This is a genomic window from Streptomyces sp. NPDC002088 (genome assembly GCF_040296605.1).
Taxonomy (GTDB): Bacteria; Actinomycetota; Actinomycetes; order Streptomycetales; family Streptomycetaceae; genus Streptomyces.
On sequence record NZ_JBEOXO010000003.1, the window covers coordinates 32,039 to 53,868 of the forward strand.

The following is a 21,830-nucleotide window of genomic DNA, read 5'->3' on the forward strand; positions in this document are numbered from 1 at the left end:
CACTGTCTTGACCGGCCGGTCTGGTTCGGCCGGTCTGGTTCGGCCGGTCTTGATTGGCCGATCCATAAAGGAACGTACGCATCCCTTGTCCAGGTGCACAACCCGGGGCAGGTCATCGGCTCCGAGACTCGATCCATGACCGGAGTCACCATCCGTACCGTTCACGACGTCGCCGGGATCGCGGCCGTCGCCGACTTCTTCAGCGACGTCTGGCAGACCCCGCGCACCACCCCGCCCTACCCGGCCGAGGTGCTGCACAGCCTGGTCCACGCGGGCGGCGCCGTGCACGCCGCCTACGCCGAGGGCGAGCGGCTCGCCGGGGCGTCCGTCGCCGTGTTCGGGCCGCCGGCCGAGCAGGACACGTACTCCTTCGTCGCCGCCGCCGACCGAGGCCTCGGGTACGCCGTCAAGCAGGCGCAGCGGGCCTGGGCGCTGGAGCGCGGCGCCCGCACCATGCGCTGGACCTTCGACCCGCTGGTCGGCCGCAACGCCCGCTTCAACCTGGTCAAGCTGGGCGCGGTCGGCACCGAGTACCTCGTCGACTTCTACGGGCCGATGGCCGACGGCGTGAACGACGGCGACGAGAGCGACCGGCTGACGGTGACCTGGGACCTGACGGAGCCGAGGGAGCCGAGGGAGCCGTACGAGACCCGCGACCGCGAGGCGGCCCCCACCACCCACCTCGCCCCGGACGGCGCCCCGCTCGCCCGCCGCGACCCCGGTGACCTGCACGTCTGGTGCCGGGTGCCCGACGATGTCGTCCAGCTGCGCGCCGCCGACCCGGTGCTGGCGCTGCGCTGGCGGCGGGCCGTGCGCGAGGTGTTCACGGAGGCCTTCGCGCAGGGCTTCACCGCCACCGGCATGTCCCGCGACGGCTGGTACACCCTCACCCGCTCCCCGGAAGGCGCCGCGTGAAGCTCGAACGCGTCGAGATCGTGCACGTCGCGATCCCGCTGGTCACCCCGTTCCGTACGTCCTTCGGCACCATGACGACCAAGGACACCTTCCTTCTCCACGTCGTCACGGACACGGCCGAGGGCTGGTCGGAGTTCGCCGCCGACCCCGAGCCGCTGTACTGCTCGGAGTTCGTCGCCGGCGCCGAGATCGTGCTGCGCGACTTCCTGCTGCCGCGCGTCGCCGCCCTGCCGCGCCTCACCACCGCCGCGCTCGCCCCCGCGATGGCGAAGATCAAGGGCCATGAGCTGGCGAAGGCGACCCTGGAGACGGCGGTCCTGGACGCGGAGCTGCGCACGCACGGCATGCCGCTCGCCACGTATCTGGGCGCGGTGCGCGACCGGGTGCCCGCCGGGGTCTCGGTCGGCATCAAGGACTCCCTGCCGGAGCTCCTGGACGACGTCGAGGGCTACCTCGCCGAGGGCTACGTCCGCATCAAGCTGAAGATCGAGCCCGGCTGGGACGTCGAGCCGGTCCGCGCCGTGCGCGAGCGGTTCGGGGACGCGTTGCCGCTCCAGGTCGACGCCAACACGGCGTACACCCTCGCGGACGCCGAGCACCTGCGCCGCCTCGACGACTTCGGGCTGCTGCTGATCGAGGAGCCGCTGGAGGAGAACAACCTCCACGCCCACGCCCAGCTCCAGAAGCGGATCGCCACCCCCGTCTGCCTCGACGAGTCCCTCCACAACGCCCGCGACACCGCCTCCGCCATCGCCATGGACGCCTGCCGGGTCGTCAACGTCAAGCCCGCCCGGGTCGGCGGCTACCTCGAGGCCCGCCGCATCCACGACGTGGCCCACGCGCACGGTGTCCCCGTCTGGTGCGGCGGCATGCTGGAGACGGGCATCGGCCGCGCCCCGAACCTGGCCCTGGCGGCCCTGCCCGGCTTCACCCTCCCCGGCGACACCTCCGCCTCCTCCCGCTACTTCGCCGAAGACATCACCGAACCGTTCGTCCTGGAGGACGGTCACCTCCCGGTCCCGCGCACCCCGGGCATCGGCACGGAACCCCTGCCGGACGCGCTGCGCCGCTTCACCCGGGAGCGGCGGGAGCTTTACGCGGGCTGAGCGGGCCGTCCAGGCCGCCAGGGCCGCCAGGGCTGACCGCGCGCCCGGCCGGCCGGCGCCGCCGCGTTAGATTGACCTCGTGCTCTCTCGCCTCACACGCCCCCAGGCCCTCGCCGTCTGTGGCCTGCCCGTCGTGGCCCTGATCGCCACGGCGGCCCTCGCGCCGCTGCCGTTCTCGGTCACGCAGCCCGGTATGACGGCCAACGTCCTCGGCAAGAACCAGGGCACCCCGGTGATCACGATCTCCGGTGCGCCGGTCCGCGGGACGAGCGGGCAACTGCGCATGACGACCATCGAGGCGACCAGCCCCGATACGCGCGTCTCGCTGTCCGATGTGATCGACGCCTGGTTCGCCAAGGACCGGGCGATCATGCCGCGCGACTCGGTCTACCCGAGCGGCGAGAGCACCAAGGAGATCGAGCGGCACAACACCGAGCAGATGAAGGAGTCCCAGAACGCGGCGGCCGAGGCGGCGCTGAACTACCTCGACCTCAGCGACAAGAACGTCAAGGTCTCGCTGAAGCTCGCCGACGTCGGCGGGCCCAGCGCGGGGCTGCTGTTCTCCCTGGGGATCGTCGACAAGCTCGACGGCGACGGCAGCGGCGGCGACCTCACCGGCGGCCGGACCGTGGCCGGCACGGGGACGATCACCGCCGACGGCAAGGTCGGCGCGGTCGGTGGCGTGGCCCTGAAGACGCAGGCCGCGCGGCGGGACGGAGCGACGGTGTTCCTGGTGCCGAAGGACGAGTGTTCCGACGCCAAGTCCGAGCTGCCCAAGGGGCTGCGGCTGGTTCCGGTGACCACGCTGAAGAGCGCGGTCGGCGCGCTGGTGGCACTGGAGAAGGGGAAGGGCTCGGTTCCGAGCTGCTAGGTGTCCTCGGCCTGTCCTGAGCAGCCTTGACGAAGTCCGGTGCGGTATCGCGCCCCGTAAGGAGCGCGGGGCTGTGTCGATATGCGGCTCCGCCGCGTGGGCGCGACCAGCCCCCACCGCCCCAGGATCGTCATCGCGCTTCCAGCGGAGCGCTCAGTGCGCGAGCGCCGGCCTGGGCGGGGTCGCGAGGCGCAGGCCCAGCTCCACGAGGGTCCAGCCGAGGCGGGCGCGGAGTTCACCGGGCTGCCTGGCCTCCGTGGCGAGGCGGTCGGCGTCGGCCCGGGCGCGGAGGTCGGTGGTGTGGTGCGCGGCGAGCTGGGTCTCGATGTGCATCTCGGTGTGGCCTCTCAGTCCGTGCTGATGGGGAAGAGGTGCGTGTGGATCCGTACCGTCTCGGCGTCCGGAGTGTCCTCGTCGCCGGCCAGGCTGCGGTAGTCGTCGATCAGGGCGTGCATCCTGGTGACGAGCTCGGCGGCCAGCTCCGGCGTCAGTCGTAGCGTCGCGTCGCTCATGTCGGAGCCTCGGGACCAGGCCTCGGACCAGTCCTTCCGGGCGCCGAGCCAGGTCGAGAGTTCGCGGGCGTGGGTGTTCGCCACTTCGTACAGGAACACCTCGGCCAGTCCCCGTACTTCGGGACCGGCATCCTCGAACTCGGCGGTGTCGAAGACCAGTCCCTGGTCCACCGCCTGCCACCAGCGCTCCCGCCCCTTTCCGCGCTCCGGCGCGTCCTCGACGAAGCCGTGGGCGGCGAGCTGGCGCAGGTGGTAGCTGGTCGCGCCGCTCGACTCGCCGAACCGTTCGGCCAGCTGGGAAGCGGTCGCCGGGCCGCGCTGGCGCAGCGTGTCCAGCAGCTGCATCCGCAGCGGGTGCGCGAGGCCCCGCAGTGAGCGGGCGTCGAGCCGACGCTGCTTCCGTTCCTCGTGCTCCGTCATGCTTACAAAGGTAGCGTTGCAAAGGACCCTTTGCAACAACTTCTTTGTAAGCCAACTCCGTTCGGTGCCCGCCTACTTCCTCACTTCACGAAGCCCTCCGCCTTCATCCAGTCCAGCGCCACCTCGTGCGGATCCTCCCCGTCCACGTCCACCTTCGCGTTCAGCGTCTGCGCCACGGAGTTGTCCAGTTTCTTGGTGATCGGGTCGAGGACCTTCGCGATCGCCGGCCACTTCTTCAGGGCCTTGGAGTTGATCACGGGGGCCGCGTTGTAGTTGGGGAAGAACTTCTGGTCGTCCTGCATCACCACCAGGTTCATGGACTTGATCCGCCCGTCGGTGGTGAACACCTCCCCGTACGTGCAACTCCCCTTCGCCACCTGGGTGTAGATGATCCCGGTGTCCATCTGCGTGACATTCTTCGCCGGCACGCTCATCCCGTACGCCTTCTCCATGCCCGGCAGCCCGTCCGCCCGGTTGGCGAACTCGCCCTCCACGCACAGGGTCACGGCCTTGGGGTCCGACTTGGACAGCGCCGCCACGTCGGAGAGGGTCTTCGTGCCGTACTTCTTGAAGTTGGCCTGGTTCGTCGCCAGCGCGTAGGTGTTGTTCAGCCGTGACGGAGGCAGCCAGGTCAGCCCGTTCTTCAGGTCGGCGTCACGCACCGCCTCCCACTGCTTCAGCGGGTCGGCGATGGGCTCGCTGTTGCCCAGGTACGTGATCCAGGCGGTGCCCGTGTACTCGTACATGCCGTCCGCGCCACTGCTCTTGACCGCCTCGCGGGAGCCGATGGAGCCCTGGATGCCGGTCCGGTCGAGGACGTCCGCGCCGGCCGCCTCGAAGGCGATGCCCATGATCGAGCCCAGGATGAGCTGCTCGGTGAACTCCTTCGACGTGACGGTCAGATGCGCCCCCTTGAGCGGCTCGCCCTGCCCGATCGAACCGGGCGAGACGTCGTCGACCATGGGGGAGCCGCTGGTCAGACCGCAGCCGGACACCACCACCAGCGCCCCGGCGACCACCAGACAGGTGCGCTTCACGTGCTCACCTCCAGCCCCCGCGGCCGCAGCAGCAGCTCGGCCAGTGAGGCCAGCCAGTCCACGAGCAGGGCCAGGGCGATCGTGAGGATCGCGCCGAGGACCAGCACCGGCATGCGCTGGGTGGTGATCCCGGTCGTGATCAGCACGCCCAGGCCGCCGCCTCCGCCGAAGGTCGCCAGGGTCGCCGTACCGACGTTCAGGACAAGGGCGGTACGGACGCCCGCCAGGATCAGCGGGACGGCCAGCGGCAGTTCCACCCGCCTCAGCACGCCCAGCCCGGACATGCCGATACCGCGGGCCGCCTCCAGGAGCGCGGGGTCGTTCGCCTTCAGGCCCGCGATCGTGTTGGACAGCACCGGCAGGACGGCGTAGATGATCATGCCGATCAGGGCGGCCTTCATGCCGGTGCCGAGCCAGATCACCAGCAGGGCCAGCAGGCCGATCGCGGGGGTGGCCTGGCCCATGTTGGCGAACGTCATCGCCACCGGGGTCGCCTTCCGGAACGACCTGCGGGTCAGCAGGATGCCCAGCGGGATCGCGATGATCAGCACGAAGAAGGTGGAGATCGCCGTCAGTTCGATGTGCTGCCACAGCGCCTTGGACACCTGGCCGTGCGACAGCGCGTTCTCGGAGATCGTGTCCAGGTGGGCCTGCCGGAACCACAGCCAGGTCGCCAGCAGCAGGGCGACGAGGAACGCGGGCAGGAAGGTCAGCTTCTGCCAGGTGATGTGCCGGCGCTGGGGGCGCCGCGGCGACCGTGGCGCCTGCGCCTCGGTCCCCTGCGCCCCGGCATCCTCCGCCTCGGTCCCCTCCGCCTCTGTGTCCTCGGGAGCGGTCACGCCTTCTCCTCCCCTCCGACGCCTTCCTGTTCGGCGTGCGTCTGTGCGGCCCGCGTCTCCTCCAGTTCGTGCTGTGCCTCCATGGCCTCCAGCCGGTCGGCCTCCAGCAGCTCGTGCACGGAGTTCATGAGCGTCTCCATGTCGACCACGCCGATGTACTCGCCGCGCCGCCCGGTGACCGCCACCCGCCCGGTGTTGTCCGTCAGTACCGCCTCCAGCGCGTCGCGCAGGGTGGCGTCCCGGGTCACCGTGTCGCTCACCAGCGTGCCCGCGCGGGCCAGCGAGCCCCGGGCGCGCATCATGTCGCCGCGCCGCAGCCACTTGTACGGCCGCCCGCGCTTGTCGAGCAGCAGGATCTCGTTGGTGCCGCTGGCGCGGAGCTTGTTGAAGATCTGCTGGAGCGGGTGGTCGACGGTCGCCGTCGGATAGTCGGTGATCTCCACGTCCCGTACCCGGGTGAGGTTGAGCCGCTTCAGCGCCGCGCCCGCGCCGACGAACCCGGACACGAAGTCGTCCGCCGGATTGGTGAGGATCGCCTCCGGGGTGTCGAACTGGGCGATGTGCGAGCGTTCGCGCAGGACGGCGATCCGGTCGCCGAGCTTGATGGCCTCGTCGAAGTCGTGGGTGACGAAGACGATCGTCTTGTGCAGCTCGCGCTGGAGCCGGATCAGCTCGTCCTGGAGGTGGTCGCGGGTGATCGGGTCCACCGCGCCGAACGGCTCGTCCATCAGCAGGACGGGCGGATCGGCCGCCAACGCCCTCGCCACGCCCACCCGCTGCTGCTGGCCGCCGGAGAGCTGGCGCGGATAGCGCCCGTGGAACTCGCCCGGGTCCAGCCCGACCAGGTCGAGCATCTCCTCCACCCGCTCCCCGATCCGCCGCTTCGGCCAGCCGAGCATCCTCGGTACGAGGGCGATGTTCTGGGCGACCGTCATGTGCGGGAACAACCCGGAGGCCTGGATCGCGTAACCGACCTTCCGGCGCAGCTTCACCGGGTCGATGTCGGTGACGTCCTCGCCGCCGATGCGGATGCGGCCGGCGGTCGGCTCGATCAACCGGTTGATCATCTTCAGCGTGGTCGACTTCCCGCACCCCGACGGCCCCACGAAGATGACGGTCTCGCCCGCCTTGATCTCCATGCTGACGTTGTCGACGGCGGGGTTGGGGTTGCCCGGATACCGCTTGCTGAGGTTCTCCAGCTCGATCGAGGCACCCGCAGTGCTCTTCTCATGCGCATGCGCCACAGGCGGCACAGATGCCACAGGCGGCACAGATGCCATAGGGGTCTCAGGCGTCTTAGGCACGGATCCCCCTGGGAATCGTCAGCCGCCCGAGCAGGACGTACGCGGCGTCGAACAACAGCGCGAGGATGATGATCCCGAGCGTGCCCGCGAGCACCTGGTTGAGCGCGTTCTTGCTGCCCAGCGAGCCGATACCGCGGAAGATCTCGTTGCCGAGGCCGGGCCCGGAGGCGTACGCGGCGATGGCGGCGATGCCCATCAGCATCTGCGTCGAGACGCGGATGCCGGTGAGGATCGGCGGCCAGGCGAGCGGAAGCTCCACCCGGAAGAGGCGGGCCGGCCGGGACATGCCGATGCCGCGCGCCGCGTCCACCAGGGAGGGGTCGACGCCGCGCAGGCCCACGATGGCGTTCCGCACGATCGGCAGCAGCCCGTACAGGGTCAGCGCGATGACGGTGGGCGGCACGCCCAGCCCCACGATCGGGACGAGCAGACCGATCATGGCGAGCGACGGGATGGTCAGCAGGGTGGAGGTGGTCGTGGTGGCCAGGTTGCCGGCCCACACGCTGCGATAGGTGACGACGCCGATCAGCACGCCGATCAGGGTCGCCACCACCATGCACTGGAAGACGGCGCTGGCGTGCTGGTAGGCGTCGGTGAGCAGTTGCTGGTGCCGGGTGCTCACGTACTCCCAGAAGTTCAAGCGCGGTCACCCCCTCGGTCGGTCAGGTGGTGTCCCGGTCCTCCGCCGCCTGCTCCACCAGCGGGATGATCCGCAGCGGAACGGGGTTCTCCATCACGATCGCGGTGGAGGCCCGGACGATCCCATCAAAACCGACAACCAGGTCGATGACCCGCTGGAGATCGGCGTTGGAGCGGGCCACCAGCCGGCACAGCATGTCCCCGCTGCCGGTGGTCGTGTGCAGCTCCAGCACCTCCGGCACGGATCCCAAGTGGGCTCGTACATCGGGCCCTTGCCCCTGCCGGATCTGGAGGGTGGCGAAGGCGGTGACGGGATAGCCGAGAGCCGCAGGATCGACCTGAGGACCGAATCCGCGGATGACTCCGTTCGACTGAAGCCGGTCCAGCCGCGCCTGCACGGTCCCCCGCGCGACCCCGAGCCGGCGCGACATCTCCAGCACGCCGATCCGCGGCTCGCGCGCCAGCAGCACAATGATCCGGCCGTCCAGACGATCGATCGCCATGCCGAAACCTCCCGGATGGTCATCATGTACAGAAAGTCCGCCGACACGAGCTCACTGCTGCACAGATTGCCCAGCGAACACGCAAACTATTGCGCACCTTGCGAGGCCGGGCCAGGCTGCCGCTATGACGCAGACCACACACCACACTCCCGACACGACCGCCCGGCAGGCCGACCCCTTCCCGGTCAAGGGAATGGACGCGGTCGTCTTCGCCGTGGGCAACGCCAAGCAGGCGGCGCACTACTACTCCACGGCGTTCGGCATGCGCCGGGTGGCCTACTCCGGACCGGAGAACGGCACCCGCGAGACCGCGAGCTACGTCCTGGAGAACGGCTCCGCCCGCTTCGTGTTCACCTCCGTGATCAAGCCCGCCACCGCCTGGGGCCACTTCCTCGCCCAGCACGTGGCCGAGCACGGCGACGGCGTCGTCGACCTCGCCATCGAGGTCCCGGACGCCCGCCGCGCGTACGCCTACGCCATCGAGCACGGTGCCCGCTCGGTGGCCGAGCCCTACGAACTGAAGGACGAGCACGGCACGGTGGTCCTGGCTGCGATCGCGACGTACGGCGAGACCCGCCACACCCTCGTCGACCGCTCCGGCTACGACGGCCCCTACCTCCCCGGCTTCGCCGCCGCCGCCCCGATCGTCGAACCGCCGGCCCACCGCACCTTCCAGGCCATCGACCACTGCGTCGGCAACGTCGAGCTCGGCCGGATGAACGAGTGGGTCGGCTTCTACAACAAGGTCATGGGCTTCACGAACATGAAGGAGTTCGTGGGCGACGACATCGCCACCGAGTACAGCGCCCTGATGTCGAAGGTCGTCGCCGACGGCACGCTCAAGGTCAAGTTCCCGATCAACGAGCCCGCCATCGCCAAGAAGAAGTCCCAGATCGACGAGTACCTGGAGTTCTACGGCGGCGCCGGCGTCCAGCACATCGCGCTCAACACGAACGACATCGTGCAGACGGTACGGACGATGCGCGCGGCCGGGGTGGAGTTCCTGGACACGCCCGACTCCTACTACGACACCCTCGGCGAGTGGGTCGGCGACACCCGCGTCCCCGTGGAGACCCTGCGCGAGCTGAAGATCCTCGCCGACCGCGACGAGGACGGCTACCTGCTCCAGATCTTCACCAAGCCGGTCCAGGACCGCCCGACCGTCTTCTTCGAGATCATCGAACGGCACGGCTCGATGGGCTTCGGCAAGGGCAACTTCAAGGCCCTGTTCGAGGCGATCGAGCGGGAGCAGGAGAAGCGCGGCAACCTGTAGGCCGAGCTCACCGCCTGGCCGGGACCAGCCCCCACCGGCCCGCAGGATCGTCACCGCGCCTCCAGCGGAGCGCTCAGCTGCCCGCGTCCTCCTCGCCCAGGCCCACGTCCGGCGGCTCGCCCAGCCGCGCCAGTGCCGTCCGGGCGGCGGGCACCGCCAGCGGCGAGAAGTACGGGTTGATCCGCAGCGCCTCCTGAAGATGCCGCGACGCGGGGCTGGACAGCTCCAGCTGCCGCTCGATCATCCCCCGGTGGTACGCGTACAGCGCACTGCGCACCCCGCCCCCGTGATCCTTGTCCGTCGCGATCGTGGCGTACTTCAGCGCCTCCTCGTCATCCCCGGCCCGGTGCAGCGCCCATCCCAGCGCGTCGGCCACCGCGATCCCCGGCTGCCGCTCCCACTCGGCCCGCAGCCGCTCCACCGCGTCCATCGCATCACCGTGGTCCGCCTCGAACCGCCCGAGCAGCAGCTCCTCGTCGGCCCCGCCCGCGGCCGCGCTGTCCACCCGCGCCCGCAGCAGGTCGTACTGCACCCGCGCCGCATGCTCCAGCCTCAGCGACTCGTACAGCTCGCCCAGCTCCAGCGCGTACTGCGGCAGCGGCTGCTTGGCCAGCGCCGCCTGGTACGCGGCCAGCGCCTCCGACGTCCGCCCCAGCGCGGCCAGCACCCGCCCCTGCCCGGCCTGCGCGGCCCGCTGGTCGGGGTCGAGCCGCACCGCCTCCCGGAAGCGCCGCAGCGCCTCCTCCCGGTCCCCGCGCTCCCACGCCAGCTGTCCGGCCTGCTCCTGGTACGCCGCCTGCTCCGCCGGGTCCCGCGCGCCCGCCGCCGCGTCGGACAGCAGGGCCGCCGCGTCCTCGCGCCAGCCCCGGTCCCGGTAGACGGCCGCGGCCCGCGCCTGCACGGCGGGTGCGTGGTGCAGCGCCATCAGCTTGTCGAGGGTTCCCCGGGCCGCCTTGTAGTCGCCGAGCCCCGTGTAGGCGTCGATCAGCAGCGGATACGTCGTCCACCGCTTCGGCGCCAGCTTCAGCGCCTCCTCGCCCCACTCCCGGGCGGCCGGGAAGTCGCGGCGGGCGTTCGCCAGCGCGGCCAGGCCGTCCAGGGCGTCCGCGTTGCCCGTCGGGTGCGTCCGCAGCGAGGTGCGCAGCGCCTCCTCGGCCCTCGGGTAGTACGCCGCGTCCGCCGTCCGCCGCCCCTGCTCGACGTACGCGGCCCCGAGCACCGCCCACGACCGCGCGTCCTTCGGATGGACCCGCAGATACGTTTCGCGTTCGCCGATCAGCATCGCCAGGTCCGGCAGCGCGGCAGGCAATCCGCCGACGACCGCCGCCCGGGCCTGCGCTCCGGGGGCCGGCGCCGGCGGTGCGGCCGGCGCCACCGGGACCACCGGCGCCGCGGAACGCTGCTGCGACGGCGCGAGCATCAGCGCCGCGCCCAGCGCGACACACACCATGGCTGAGGCGATCAACAGCCGCCCGGCGACACGCCTGGCGGCACCCGGCCGGCGGGCCGAGGCCACAGAGGTCATCGGTTCTGCGTCCATGGCGCTCACTGTGCTGCAGTACGACGACCACATCGCGGCAGCCGACGGGAGCCGCGGACGGGGTTCACACCGATGGCCCCGGGTGCGAACCTGTGATCATGAGCCGTATCGAAGCGCCTCGTGACGAAGCGACCGGGAACCTCGTCGACCGTCTCCTGGACGGCCTGCCGGCCGAGGCCGTCCTCACCGACCCCGACGTCACGGTCTCGTACGCCAATGACATGGCCGGCTTCTGCCCGGCCGGCGCCCCGGCCGTGGTCGTGCTCCCGCGTACCGTCGAACAGGTCCAGCACGTCATGCGCACAGCCACCGAGCTGCGTGTCCCGGTCGTCCCGCAGGGCGCCCGCACCGGCCTGTCCGGCGGCGCCAACACCTCCGCCGGCTGCATCGCGCTGTCCCTGACGAAGATGGACCGGATCCTGGAGATCAGCCCGGTCGACCGCATCGCCGTGGTCGAGCCGGGCGTCATCAACGCCACCCTCTCCCGGGCGGTCAACGAGCACGGCCTGTACTACCCTCCCGACCCCTCCAGCTGGGAGATGTGCACGATCGGCGGCAACATCGGCACCGCCTCCGGCGGCCTGTGCTGCGTGAAGTACGGGGTGACCGCCGAGTACGTCCTCGGCCTGGACGTGGTGCTGGCCGACGGCCGCCTGATGTCCACCGGCCGCCGTACCGTCAAAGGCGTTGCCGGGTACGACCTGACCCGCCTGTTCGTCGGCTCCGAGGGCTCGCTCGGCATCGTCGTACGGGCGGTCCTCGCCCTCAAGCCGCAACCGCCCGAGCAGCTGGTGCTGGCCGCCGAGTTCGCGTCCACGGCCGCCGCCTGCGACGCGGTGTGCCGGATCATGGCGGGCGGCCACGTGCCGTCCCTCCTCGAACTGATGGACCGTACGACGGTCAAGGCGGTCAACGACCACGCGCACATGGGCCTGCCGGAGACCACGGAGGCGCTGCTGCTCGCGGCCTTCGACACCCCGGACCCGGCCGCGGACCTCGCCGCCGTCGGGGCGCTGTGCGAGGCCGCCGGCGCCACCCAGGTCGTACCGGCCGACGACGCGGCCGAGTCCGAACTGCTCCTGCAGGCACGGCGGCTGTCCCTGACCGCACTGGAGACGGTCAGCGGCACGACGATGATCGACGACGTGTGCGTGCCCCGGTCACGGCTCGGCGACATGCTCGAAGGAGTCGCGCGGATCGCCGAGAAGTACCAGCTCACGATCGGGGTCGTCGCACACGCGGGCGACGGCAACACGCACCCGACGGTCTGCTTCGACGCCCAGGACCCCGACGAGTCCCGGCGCGCCCGCGAGTCCTTCGACGAGATCATGGCCCTCGGCCTGGAGCTCGGCGGCACGATCACCGGCGAGCACGGCGTGGGCGTGCTGAAGAAGGAGTGGCTGGCGCGCGAGATCGGCCCCGTGGGACTGGAGATGCAGCGGGCGGTCAAGCAGGTCTTCGACCCGCTGGGCATCCTGAACCCGGGCAAGCTGTTCTGACCCACCCCGACGGTTCACTCGCCGCCCTTGGAGTCCTGGGACTCGTCCGACGGCCACGGGCCGCGCAGCCACAGGTCGTCCGCGGGCGTCGGCGCGAGCAGCTCGGCCAGACCGTCGTCCAGGCCGAGCTGCGCACCCTCGGCCCCCGGGGGCACCAGCCGCAGCGTGCGCTCCAGCCAGGCCGACACCTGCGCCGTCGGCGCCTCCAGCAGGGCGTCCCCGGCGGGTGAACTGAGCGCCATCAGCACGACGCTGCGGCCGGCGACCTTCGTCGGCCACACCCGCACATCCCCGTGCCCGCACGGCCGGAACACCCCCTCCACCAGGAGTTCACGGCCGAAAGTCCAGTTCACGGGGTCCTCGGAGTTGATGTGGAAGGCGATGTGGACGGCGTACGGGTCGTCGCTGCGGTAGCTGAGACGGGCCGGGACGGGGATGCTGCGCTCCGGCGACAGGACGAGCTTGAGCTCCAGTTCGCGCTCTACCACGGTGGCGTGCATGTCGTGCGTCCTCTCTCGTATGGGCCTCGCGGGCGGGCCCGTACGAGAGGAGAGAGGGGAGGGCCGGAACCATTACGCGGATTGGCGGAACTTTTCTCCGGACTTCCTTCCGGGCGTGTGAAATACGTGTACGAGGTTGCCCGGAAAGGGGCGGGTCGGACGGGACTGGCGGTGGGGGTTGCGCTCGTCTGGTAGATGTGGAGGCCCCATTGGACCCCCGAGCAGATACGGGACGACGGACATGAGCGCCCCAACCCCGGCACCCGGCGACGACAGGCCCCGCGAAGGGTACTACCCGGACCCGTCCATTCCTGGATATGTCCGGTACTGGAACGGTGCCTCCTGGGTACCGGGCACCAGCCGTCCGACCCCTTCCGACGGAGCGCCGCTCACGCCGCCGCCCGGCGCCCAGCCGGCGTCCGCGCCCGCCCCCGCGCCGGTCGAGGAGACCGGCCCGCACTTCTTCGACGAGGACCCGGGGCAGCAGCTCCCGGCCACCCCGGCCGAGGCCCAGCACGGCAGCCGTCCCGAGCCGGCGTCCGCCTGGGGCGCCGACCGCTCCCGGCAGTCCGGCTTCGGCGGCGACCATGACCGCCGTGTCTCCTGGGGCAGCCCGCAGGACACCGACCCCCGGGTCGCCGCGGCCCAGCCCGACGGCCGCTCCGCCAGCACGGACGGCACGGCGACGATCCCGCCCGCGGACTCCGGCGACGTCCCCTCCGACGGAACGTTCGTGTTCCGCCGGCCGACGGCGGGGTCCGGTGCCTCCGGTGCCCCGGCCGACCGGGCCACTCCCGGCGTCCCCCGCCCCGGCGGTCCCGTCGGCGACGACGGCACCATGACCTTCCGCAAAGTTTCCCCGCGCACGGCGCAGCAGGACGGGGCGCGCACCGCGCAGCGCGGGGGCGCTTCCGCACATACGGGCGGCGCACCGGGAACGGCCGACGGCAGTGCCGGGGCCACCGGGTTCGGCCCGCAGGGCCCGGTGGGGTCGGCAGGGACTGCCGGGGCGCCGGGCATCGGGGCCCAGGGCTCGGCCCCGTCGGCCGAAGGGTTCGGGGCCGAAGAGTTCGGGGGCGAAGGCTACGGCCCGCAGGGACCCGTCGGCTCGCCCGCGTCCGGCGCCGGTACCGGGCGCCCCGGCTTCGGCGCCGGGAAGGCCGCCGCGGACCGTGCGGCTGCTGCTCAGCCACAACCGCAGCCACAACCGCAGCCACAGCAGCCTCAGCCACAGGCAGAAGCCCCCGCCGCGGGCGCCATGCCGATGGCGCCGATGACCAGCGGGCCGGGGGGCGGTCAGCCGTCGTGGCCGCAGCAGGTGCACCGGCTGGCGGGCGTGGGCGACGACCAGCCGGTCGCGCCGTGGAAGCCGCCGGTCGAGGACGTGTTCCAGGCGGCCGCCCGGCGGCAGGCCGCGGCCCGGCCCGCGGGCCTCGGCAAGCGCCTCGCCGCCCGGCTCGTCGACACCCTGGTCCTCGCGGCCGTCACCTCCGCCGCCGCGGTACCGCTCGGCACGAAGGCGCTCGACCACGTCAACGAGAAGATCGACGCGGCCAAGCTGTCCGGTGAGACCGTCACGGTCTGGCTGCTCGACGGCACGACATCGGTGTACCTCGGCATCGTCCTCGCCGTCCTGCTCGTCTTCGGCGTCCTCTACGAGGCGCTGCCCACCGCCAAGTGGGGCCGCACGCTGGGCAAGAAGCTGCTCGGTCTGGAGGTGCGGGACATCGAGGGCCACGAGCCCCCGGCCTTCGGCGCGGCCCTGCGCCGCTGGCTCGTCTACAGCGTGCCCGGTCTGCTCGGCATCGGTGTGGTGGGCGTCCTGTGGTGCCTGTTCGACCGGCCGTGGCGCCAGTGCTGGCACGACAAGGCCGCACACACGTTCGTAGCGGGCTGAGCGGGTCGGCCGTATACGACGGAGAGCCACCGAACTCGGTACTCCGGACGGCCGCTCGCCGGATGCGGAGCCGGAGGGTTCGCGGTCGACTCGGCCCATGAGCAGCGAACCGCCCCCCGGCTCCGGTCAGCAGCCACCGGACGACGACCCGTTCAGGAAGAAGCCCCCGCCCGGGCAGGGCGAGGGCTCGCCGTACGACACGCCCCAGGGCGGGCAGGAGCCTCCACCCCCGGGCGGCCAGGAGCCTCCACCCCCGGGTGGCGAGCCTCCGTACGGCAGCCAGCCCCCCTACGGCGGCGGAGGCCCCTACGGCGGCGAGGGCGGCCCCTATGGCGGCCAGGGCCCCTACGGCGGTGGGGGCCCCTACGGCGGTGGAGGTCCCTACGGCGGCGGCCAGTACCCCGCCGACCCGCTCGCCGGCATGCCCCCGCTCGCCGACAGCGGCAAGCGCACGCTCGCCCGGATCATCGACATGGTCCTCGTCGGCATCGTCGTCTGGCTGGTCACCTGGGGTATCGGCGTCCACGAGTACGACGTGGACGCCGACAAGATCTCCTACGGCAAGTCCTTCGCGCAGTCCCTGGTCGCCGCCGTGCTCTACATCGCCTACGACACCTTCATGATCAGCAAGTCGGGGCAGACCCTCGGCAAGAAGTGGCTGGGCATGCGCGTGGCCAACCTCGACAACGGCGCCACGCCCTCCACGCAGACCGCGCTGGCTCGCGCGGCGGTGCTGTGGATCCCGTTCGCCTTCTGCTGCGCCTGCGTCTGGACGATCATCGCGGGCGGCTGGAGCTTCTTCGACAAGCCCTACAAGCAGGGCCTGCACGACAAGGCGGCCAGGACGGTGGTGGTCAGCACCGTCTGAGGCATCCCGCGTCCGGCGTCCGGCGTCCGGCAGAAACGGCGGGTCCGTGCGAACTCGGGCCCGCCGACTGCGTGTCGGGCTTCGTCGGGGGCCGTCCTCAGGGAGCCGTCGGCACCCGCTCCTCGATGACCGCGGGCAGTTCGACGACCTCGGGCATCTTGGCGCCCGCGGACACATCGGCGCCCGCGGCCGCATCGGAGACCACGGGCACCTCGGCCGGCGCGACGGCGCGCGGCTTCGGCAGCGGGACCGTCATCGCGACGAGGAGCCCGAGCGCGAGTGCCGCGAAGGCGATGACCGCGATCCCCACGCCCGAACTCGTCTGTGACAGCAGCAGCATGGCGAGCGTCGAGAAGATCACGGTGCAGGAACCGTAGGCGAGCTGTGCGGCAGTCGGACGAGGCATGGCAATCGTGTCCTCGGATGAGAAAAAGGGGTGAGACAGGGCTATCGGCCTGGCTTTCCGCCGACTTCCGGGCCTTCCGCCAGTCGACTCTAATCGGCTGCATGCCCGAGCGGAACGAACGGTAAGCGTGACCTAACCAACAGTGCCGGTGCACGGGGGGCGCACGGAGTCATGGCGTCCACCAAGCGGACGGCGGTGCGCGCCGGTTGTGTAACAACCTCGTGTCCGTAATACGAACTCCCGCTTCGCATAATGCAGTTGTCCTGCTCAAGTCAAGGTCTGTCTTTTCTCGCAAACCAGTAGTCAAATGTCGTCACTTGACTACACGCGTATAACCGCGCGCGCGGACCTTCCATGAACAGGCCCCCCTTCCGCGCGTTCGGTCGCGTTAGGGGAGGACATCAAGTGACCGGTAGAACCTGGACCTTCAGAACGGCCGCCACGGTCGTCGCCATCGCGGCGGCCTCGGCGACGTTCTCGACCTTCGCGGTGGCGCAGGCCGCGGAGACCACGTCCGCGGAGACCTCCGCGGTGGACCGGCATGACCCGCAGCCGGTGAAAACCAAGGAACACGACCTCGACGGCCCCCTGAGCAAGACCCAGGACGCACAGCGCGAGGAGGCCCTCCAGCAGGTCATATCCGGCGAGGCCACGGTCAAGGACCGTGACGGCTCGCAGGTCGTCCAGCTGAAGGGCGCGAAGGGCGACAGCAAGTACGTCGAGCTCGGCCGCGAGAAGACCGACAAGATCTTCACGATCCTCGTCGAGTTCGGCGACCAGGTCGACAGTCGCTACGGCGGCACCGTCGGCCCGCTGCACAACGAGATAGCCGAGCCGGACCGCACCCAGGACAACAGCACGGCCTGGCAGGCGGACTACAACCAGGAGCACTTCCAGGACCTGTACTTCGGCACCGGCACCGGCGTCGAATCGCTGAAGAAGTACTACGAGAAGCAGTCCTCGGGCCGCTACTCGGTCGACGGCGAGGTCACCGACTGGGTCAAGGTCCCCTACAACGAGGCGCGTTACGGCTCGAACAAGGCCTCCACCGGCGCCTGGTACGCGGTGCAGGACGGCGTCAACGCCTGGGTCGCCGAGCGTGAGGCGGCCGGCGACACCGCCGCCGAGATCAAGGCGGAGCTCGCCGAGTTCGACCAGTGGGACCGCTACGACTACGACGGCGACGGCGACTTCAACGAGCCCGACGGCTACATCGACCACTTCCAGATCGTGCACGCCGGCGAGGACGAGTCCGCGGGCGGCGGCGCGCAGGGCGAGGACGCGATCTGGGCGCACCGCTGGTACGCCTTCGGTACCGACGCCGGCGCCACCGGCCCCGACACCAACAAGCTCGGCGGCACGCAGATCGGCGACACCGGCGTCTGGGTCGGCGACTACACCATCCAGCCGGAGAACGGCGGTCTGGGCGTCTTCGCCCACGAGTACGGCCACGACCTCGGCCTGCCCGACGAGTACGACACCGCGGGTGGCGAGAACTCCACCGGCTTCTGGACCCTGATGTCCTCCGGTTCCTGGCTCGGCACCGGCAAGGAGGCCATCGGCGACGTCCCCGGCGACCTGGGCGCCTGGGACAAGCTCCAGCTCGGCTGGCTCGACTACGACGTGGCGAAGGCCGGCACCAAGTCCTCGCACACGCTGGGTGTCGCGGAGTACAACACCAAGAACCCGCAGGCCGTCGTGGTCCAGCTGCCGGAGAAGACGGTCACCACCGACGTCGTCACCCCGGCGCAGGGCGCCACGCAGTGGTGGAGCGGCAGCGGTGACGACCTGCGCAACACCCTCGCCCGTTCGGTCGACCTGACCGGCAAGTCCGCCGCGAGCCTCACCCTCGACGGCTGGTGGGACATCGAGCAGGACTACGACTACCTCTACACCGAGGTCTCCACCGACGGCGGCGCCAACTGGACCCCGATCGACGGCACTCTGGCCGACGGCACCGCCATCACGCGCGACGGCAGCGACAAGCCCGCCCTCACCGGCTCGGTGGACGCCTACCAGAAGCTGACGTTCCCGCTCGACGCGTACGCGGGCCAGAAGATCGACCTGCGCTTCCGCTACCAGACCGACGGCGGTGTGGCGCTGAAGGGCTTCGCGGCCGACGGGATCACGGTGACCGCCGACGGCGCCGCCCTGTTCTCCGACAACGCCGAGTCCGCCGACGCGGCCTGGACGGCGGCCGGCTTCTCCCGTGTCGGCGCGTCCATCACGGACGACTACGCGCAGTACTACATCGCCGAGAACCGCCAGTACGTGTCGTACGACAAGCAGTTGAAGACCGGCCCGTACAACTTCGGCTTCTCGACGACCCGTCCGGACTGGGTGGAGCACTACGCCTACCAGAACGGTCTGCTGATCTGGAAGTGGGACACCTCCCAGGCCGACGACAACACCAGCGCGCACCCGGGTGAGGGCCTGATCCTGCCGATCGACTCCCACCCGACGGCGCTGAAGTGGTCCGACGGCACGCTGATGCGCAACCGCATCCAGGCCTACGACTCCACGTTCGGCTGGTACCCGACCGACGCCGTCACGCTGCACAAGGCCGACGTCGCCGCCAAGATCAAGTCGCAGGCCGGCGTTCCGGTCTTCGACGACAGCACGTCGACGTACTACGACACGTCGAACCCGCTCGCCGGCGTCAAGATCACTGACACCGACACCCGGATCAAGATCGTCGATGAGCCGCTGAGCGGCTCGACGATCAAGCTCCAGGTCGGGCCTTCCGTGAAGTAAACAGAGTTTTCGCAGGTCAGAAGCGTATCGGCGGCAACCCCTTGGCGGGTTGCCGCCGAGCGTGTTTAGGTGCGTCCTGTGGATTTCTTATTGACGCCGACGCGCACGGGGGTGTGACCGCATGGCCGCAGGAGGTTTCTGCAGACTGCCGAACGGCATGGTGGTGGTGGCACTGAACCTGCCCAGCCCCGCCATCGACGGCTCGACCGGAGTCCGCGTGCTGATCCACGCCCGGAACCGCGCCCGGGCCCTGACCAGGCTCCGCAACCTGGGCATGCGCGCCGTCTACCTGCGGGGCAACGCGGCCCCGCCGACCCCCGACGAGATCACCGCGGTCCTGCACCATCCCGACGGCCTGATATGGCGCACGGCCCCCGACAACGGTGTCACCCCGCCGGAGCTGTGGCACCCGATCAGGGCCCTGCTGAGGCGGCCCGCATCCCCTGTGTGAGCCGCTCAGACGACCGGCTTGCCGGTCAGCTCCACGCCCGCCGCCCGCAGCTCCTCCAGCGCCCGCGCGGTGGTCTCCTCGGCCACCCCGGCGGTCAGGTCGAGGAGCACCTGCGTGCGGAAGCCCTCCCGTGCGGCGTCCAGGGCGGTGGCCCGCACACAGTGGTCCGTGGCGATCCCCACCACGTCCACCTCGTCGATCTCCCGCGCCCGGAGCCAGTCGCCCAGCGAGACGCCGTTCTCGTCGGCGCCCTCGAAGCCGCTGTACGCCGCCGCGTACGCCCCCTTGTCGAACACCGCGTCGATCGCCCCGGAGGCGACCACGGGCGCGAAGTTCGGGTGGAAGCCCACCCCCTCCGTGCCGGCGACGCAGTGCGCGGGCCAGGAGTGGACGAAGTCGGGGTTGTCGGCGAAGTGGCCGCCGGGCGCGATGTGGTGGTCGCGGGTGGCCACCACGTGCCGGTAGCCGGCGGGCGCCTGCCCGATCAGCTCGGTGATCGCGGCAGCGACATCGGCACCCCCGGCCACGGCGAGGCTGCCTCCCTCGCAGAAGTCGTTCTGCACATCTACGACGATCAAGGCGCGGCGCATGGTCGGTGTCCTTCGGCTATGGGATCTCGACGAGGAAGGGGAGGGAGAGGGGGCGCGGGCCCGGCCGTGAACCTCCGAGCCTAGAGACTTCGGGGTCGGCGCGGGAGGGGGCGGGCGCGGGCGGGAGTGAGGGCACTAGCTCTAGCTACCCGACAGCCCCTGGACGTACTCCGTAGGAATGACGGGTTCCCCGCGCGACAGCTGCGTCGCCGACATCGGCAGGCCGGCCAGGGCCGCCGTGTGACGGTCGCGTACGACGTCCAGGGGCTCGCGGGCGACGACCTCGCCGCCCTTGAGCAGCTCGACCAGCAGCTGCCGGTCCGCGAGCTCGCCGGGCACCGGGCCGGTGCCGATGACCTCGGCCTCGGCGACCCCGTACTCGTCCAGCCGCCGCGCGGCCCACTTACGGCCGCCGATGGAGGTCTTGCCGCCGGTGGACCTCTTCGCCACCGGCAGCAGCGGCGCCTTCGGGTCGGCGGACTCGGCGCGGGCGACCAGCTTGTAGACCATCGAGCAGGTCGGGTGCCCGGAGCCGGTCACCAGCTGCGTACCGACGCCGTACGCGTCCACGGGCGCCGCGGCCAGCGAGGCGATCGCGTACTCGTCCAGGTCGGAGGTCACGGTGATCTTCGTGCCGGTCGCGCCCAGCTCGTCCAGCTGGTGCCGCACCCGGTGCGCCACCAGCAGCAGGTCGCCGGAGTCGATGCGCACGGCGCCCAGCTCGGGCCCGGCGACCTCGACGGCCGTACGGACCGCCTCGGCGACGTCGTAGGTGTCCACCAGCAGGGTCGTACCCCGGCCCAGCGAGGCGATCTGGGCCTGGAACGCGTCCCGCTCACGGTCGTGCAGCAGGGTGAAGGCGTGGGCGGAGGTGCCGACGGTCGGAATGTTGTAGCGGAAGCCGGCGGCCAGGTCGGAGGTGGAGGCGAAGCCTCCCACGTACGCGGCGCGCGAGGCGGCGACCGCGGCCAGCTCGTGGGTGCGCCGGGCGCCCATCTCGATCAGCGGCCGCTCCCCGGCGGCGGAGGACATCCGGGACGCGGCGGCCGCGATCGCCGAGTCGTGGTTGAGGATGGAGAGGATCACCGTCTCCAGCAGCACGCACTCGGCGAAGGAACCCTCGACCCGCATGATCGGGGAGCCCGGGAAGTACACCTCACCCTCGGGGTAGCCCCAGACATCGCCGGAGAACCGGTACGTGGCGAGCCACTCCAGGGTCGCCTCGTCGACGACCGAGTGCTCGCGCAGGAAGCCGAGGACGTCCGCGTCGAAGCGGAAGTTCTCGATCGCGTCCAGCACGCGCCCGGTGCCCGCGACGACGCCGTAGCGCCGCCCGTTCGGCAGCCGCCGGGTGAAGACCTCGAACACGCTGCGACGCTCGGCCGTGCCCGCCTTCAGGGCGGCCTGCAACATCGTCAGTTCGTACTGGTCAGTGAAGAGCGCCGTCGAGGGAACATCCACCGGCAGCCCAAGGTCCGCTGTGTTCATGGAGGGGAATCGTACTCCCATCTCGTCAGTCTGACGATTTAGGGGATCGGGGTACGCGCGGGGCGGCCAGTTTGTGCGACCACCCCCCTCGGGTGGCAGCATGGGCTCTGTGACGTCACCCGCACCCCTGGAGATCGAACGCACCGAGTCGGCGGAGGAGGTCTTCGCCGTACCCGAGCCCGACGTCCCCTGGGTCACGATCGTCCACAACGACCCGGTCAACCTGATGAGCTATGTGACGTACGTCTTCCAGTCGTACTTCGGCTACACCAAGGACAAGGCCACCAAGCTCATGCTCGACGTCCACCACAAGGGCCGGGCGGTCGTCTCCAGCGGCAGTCGCGAGGAGATGGAACGCGACGTGCAGGCCATGCACGGCTACGGTCTGTGGGCCACCCTCCAGCAGGACCGGAAGTAG

22 protein-coding genes are annotated in these 21,830 nt (G+C 70.9%); 10 read left to right on the plus strand and 12 right to left on the minus strand.

The window, feature by feature from the left end:
- Positions 1–135: 135 nt before the first annotated feature.
- From ABT114_RS07450 to ABT114_RS07460, 3 genes are all read left to right on the plus strand, one after another.
- Positions 136–915: a chorismate synthase gene (locus ABT114_RS07450; protein ID WP_351139617.1), complete on the plus strand. Its 780-nt coding sequence runs from the start codon at positions 136–138 to the stop codon at positions 913–915.
- Positions 912–2,021, plus strand: coding sequence for an o-succinylbenzoate synthase (gene menC, locus ABT114_RS07455; protein ID WP_351139619.1), 1,110 nt, complete (start codon positions 912–914; stop codon positions 2,019–2,021). Before ABT114_RS07450 ends, menC begins: the two co-directional genes overlap by 4 nt.
- Positions 2,022–2,100: 79 nt before the next feature.
- Positions 2,101–2,892, plus strand: a complete 792-nt coding sequence (locus ABT114_RS07460) for a S16 family serine protease (RefSeq protein ID WP_351139621.1) — start codon at positions 2,101–2,103, stop codon at positions 2,890–2,892.
- 153 nt (positions 2,893–3,045) lie between these two features.
- On the opposite strand, the gene ABT114_RS07465 is transcribed toward ABT114_RS07460, so the two are convergent.
- The 7 genes from ABT114_RS07465 to ABT114_RS07495 form a co-directional block, all read right to left on the minus strand.
- Entirely contained in the window at positions 3,046–3,225 is a 180-nt protein-coding gene (locus ABT114_RS07465; RefSeq protein WP_351139623.1) for a hypothetical protein, read from the minus strand.
- 14 nt (positions 3,226–3,239) lie between these two features.
- Positions 3,240–3,824, minus strand: coding sequence for an ArsR/SmtB family transcription factor (locus tag ABT114_RS07470; protein WP_351139625.1), 585 nt, complete (start codon positions 3,822–3,824; stop codon positions 3,240–3,242).
- Positions 3,825–3,904: 80 nt separating this feature from the next.
- Positions 3,905–4,861 (minus strand): glycine betaine ABC transporter substrate-binding protein, encoded by a 957-nt coding sequence (locus ABT114_RS07475; RefSeq protein WP_351139627.1) that lies wholly within the window; start codon positions 4,859–4,861, stop codon positions 3,905–3,907.
- Positions 4,858–5,700 carry an ABC transporter permease gene (locus tag ABT114_RS07480; protein WP_351139629.1) on the minus strand — a complete coding sequence of 281 codons (843 nt, stop codon included), beginning with the start codon at positions 5,698–5,700 and terminating at the stop codon, positions 4,858–4,860. Before ABT114_RS07480 ends, ABT114_RS07475 begins: the two co-directional genes overlap by 4 nt.
- Entirely contained in the window at positions 5,697–6,980 is a 1,284-nt protein-coding gene (locus ABT114_RS07485) for a betaine/proline/choline family ABC transporter ATP-binding protein (protein WP_351139631.1), read from the minus strand. Before ABT114_RS07485 ends, ABT114_RS07480 begins: the two co-directional genes overlap by 4 nt.
- A 16-nt stretch (positions 6,981–6,996) precedes the next feature.
- Positions 6,997–7,644: an ABC transporter permease gene (locus tag ABT114_RS07490; protein ID WP_351139633.1), complete on the minus strand. Its 648-nt coding sequence runs from the start codon at positions 7,642–7,644 to the stop codon at positions 6,997–6,999.
- Positions 7,645–7,666: 22 nt separating this feature from the next.
- Complete coding sequence (locus ABT114_RS07495; protein WP_351139635.1) at positions 7,667–8,146, minus strand: Lrp/AsnC family transcriptional regulator; 480 nt, start codon at positions 8,144–8,146, stop codon at positions 7,667–7,669.
- Between the two features lie 124 nt (positions 8,147–8,270).
- Between ABT114_RS07495 and hppD the strand changes: the two genes are divergently transcribed.
- Positions 8,271–9,419: a 4-hydroxyphenylpyruvate dioxygenase gene (gene hppD / locus ABT114_RS07500; RefSeq protein WP_351139637.1), complete on the plus strand. Its 1,149-nt coding sequence runs from the start codon at positions 8,271–8,273 to the stop codon at positions 9,417–9,419.
- Positions 9,420–9,492: 73 nt separating this feature from the next.
- Here the strand turns inward: hppD and ABT114_RS07505 are convergent, their stop codons facing one another.
- Positions 9,493–10,959, minus strand: a complete 1,467-nt coding sequence (locus tag ABT114_RS07505; RefSeq protein ID WP_351139639.1) for a tetratricopeptide repeat protein — start codon at positions 10,957–10,959, stop codon at positions 9,493–9,495.
- A gap of 92 nt (positions 10,960–11,051) precedes the next feature.
- Between ABT114_RS07505 and ABT114_RS07510 the strand changes: the two genes are divergently transcribed.
- On the plus strand, positions 11,052–12,458 hold the full coding sequence (locus ABT114_RS07510) for an FAD-binding oxidoreductase (RefSeq protein ID WP_351139641.1): 1,407 nt from the start codon (positions 11,052–11,054) through the stop codon (positions 12,456–12,458).
- A gap of 14 nt (positions 12,459–12,472) precedes the next feature.
- Here the strand turns inward: ABT114_RS07510 and ABT114_RS07515 are convergent, their stop codons facing one another.
- Positions 12,473–12,958 (minus strand): SsgA family sporulation/cell division regulator, encoded by a 486-nt coding sequence (locus ABT114_RS07515; protein WP_351139643.1) that lies wholly within the window; start codon positions 12,956–12,958, stop codon positions 12,473–12,475.
- Positions 12,959–13,199: 241 nt separating this feature from the next.
- Here ABT114_RS07515 and ABT114_RS07520 point away from each other — a divergent pair, with 241 nt between their 5' ends.
- Both ABT114_RS07520 and ABT114_RS07525 read left to right on the plus strand, forming a co-directional pair.
- Positions 13,200–14,855, plus strand: coding sequence for an RDD family protein (locus ABT114_RS07520; protein ID WP_351139645.1), 1,656 nt, complete (start codon positions 13,200–13,202; stop codon positions 14,853–14,855).
- Between the two features lie 97 nt (positions 14,856–14,952).
- Positions 14,953–15,723: an RDD family protein gene (locus ABT114_RS07525; RefSeq protein ID WP_351139647.1), complete on the plus strand. Its 771-nt coding sequence runs from the start codon at positions 14,953–14,955 to the stop codon at positions 15,721–15,723.
- Between the two features lie 97 nt (positions 15,724–15,820).
- Here the strand turns inward: ABT114_RS07525 and ABT114_RS07530 are convergent, their stop codons facing one another.
- Positions 15,821–16,129: a hypothetical protein gene (locus ABT114_RS07530; RefSeq protein WP_351139649.1), complete on the minus strand. Its 309-nt coding sequence runs from the start codon at positions 16,127–16,129 to the stop codon at positions 15,821–15,823.
- Positions 16,130–16,534: 405 nt separating this feature from the next.
- Between ABT114_RS07530 and ABT114_RS07535 the strand changes: the two genes are divergently transcribed.
- Both ABT114_RS07535 and ABT114_RS07540 read left to right on the plus strand, forming a co-directional pair.
- Complete coding sequence (locus ABT114_RS07535; protein WP_351139651.1) at positions 16,535–18,883, plus strand: immune inhibitor A domain-containing protein; 2,349 nt, start codon at positions 16,535–16,537, stop codon at positions 18,881–18,883.
- Between the two features lie 121 nt (positions 18,884–19,004).
- On the plus strand, positions 19,005–19,334 hold the full coding sequence (locus ABT114_RS07540; protein WP_351139653.1) for a hypothetical protein: 330 nt from the start codon (positions 19,005–19,007) through the stop codon (positions 19,332–19,334).
- A 5-nt stretch (positions 19,335–19,339) separates the two neighbouring features.
- On the opposite strand, the gene ABT114_RS07545 is transcribed toward ABT114_RS07540, so the two are convergent.
- Both ABT114_RS07545 and ABT114_RS07550 read right to left on the minus strand, forming a co-directional pair.
- Positions 19,340–19,924 (minus strand): isochorismatase family protein, encoded by a 585-nt coding sequence (locus tag ABT114_RS07545; RefSeq protein WP_351139655.1) that lies wholly within the window; start codon positions 19,922–19,924, stop codon positions 19,340–19,342.
- Positions 19,925–20,065: 141 nt separating this feature from the next.
- On the minus strand, positions 20,066–21,412 hold the full coding sequence (locus ABT114_RS07550) for a nicotinate phosphoribosyltransferase (protein ID WP_351139657.1): 1,347 nt from the start codon (positions 21,410–21,412) through the stop codon (positions 20,066–20,068).
- Positions 21,413–21,512: 100 nt separating this feature from the next.
- Between ABT114_RS07550 and clpS the strand changes: the two genes are divergently transcribed.
- On the plus strand, positions 21,513–21,830 hold the full coding sequence (gene clpS / locus ABT114_RS07555; RefSeq protein ID WP_152892859.1) for an ATP-dependent Clp protease adapter ClpS: 318 nt from the start codon (positions 21,513–21,515) through the stop codon (positions 21,828–21,830).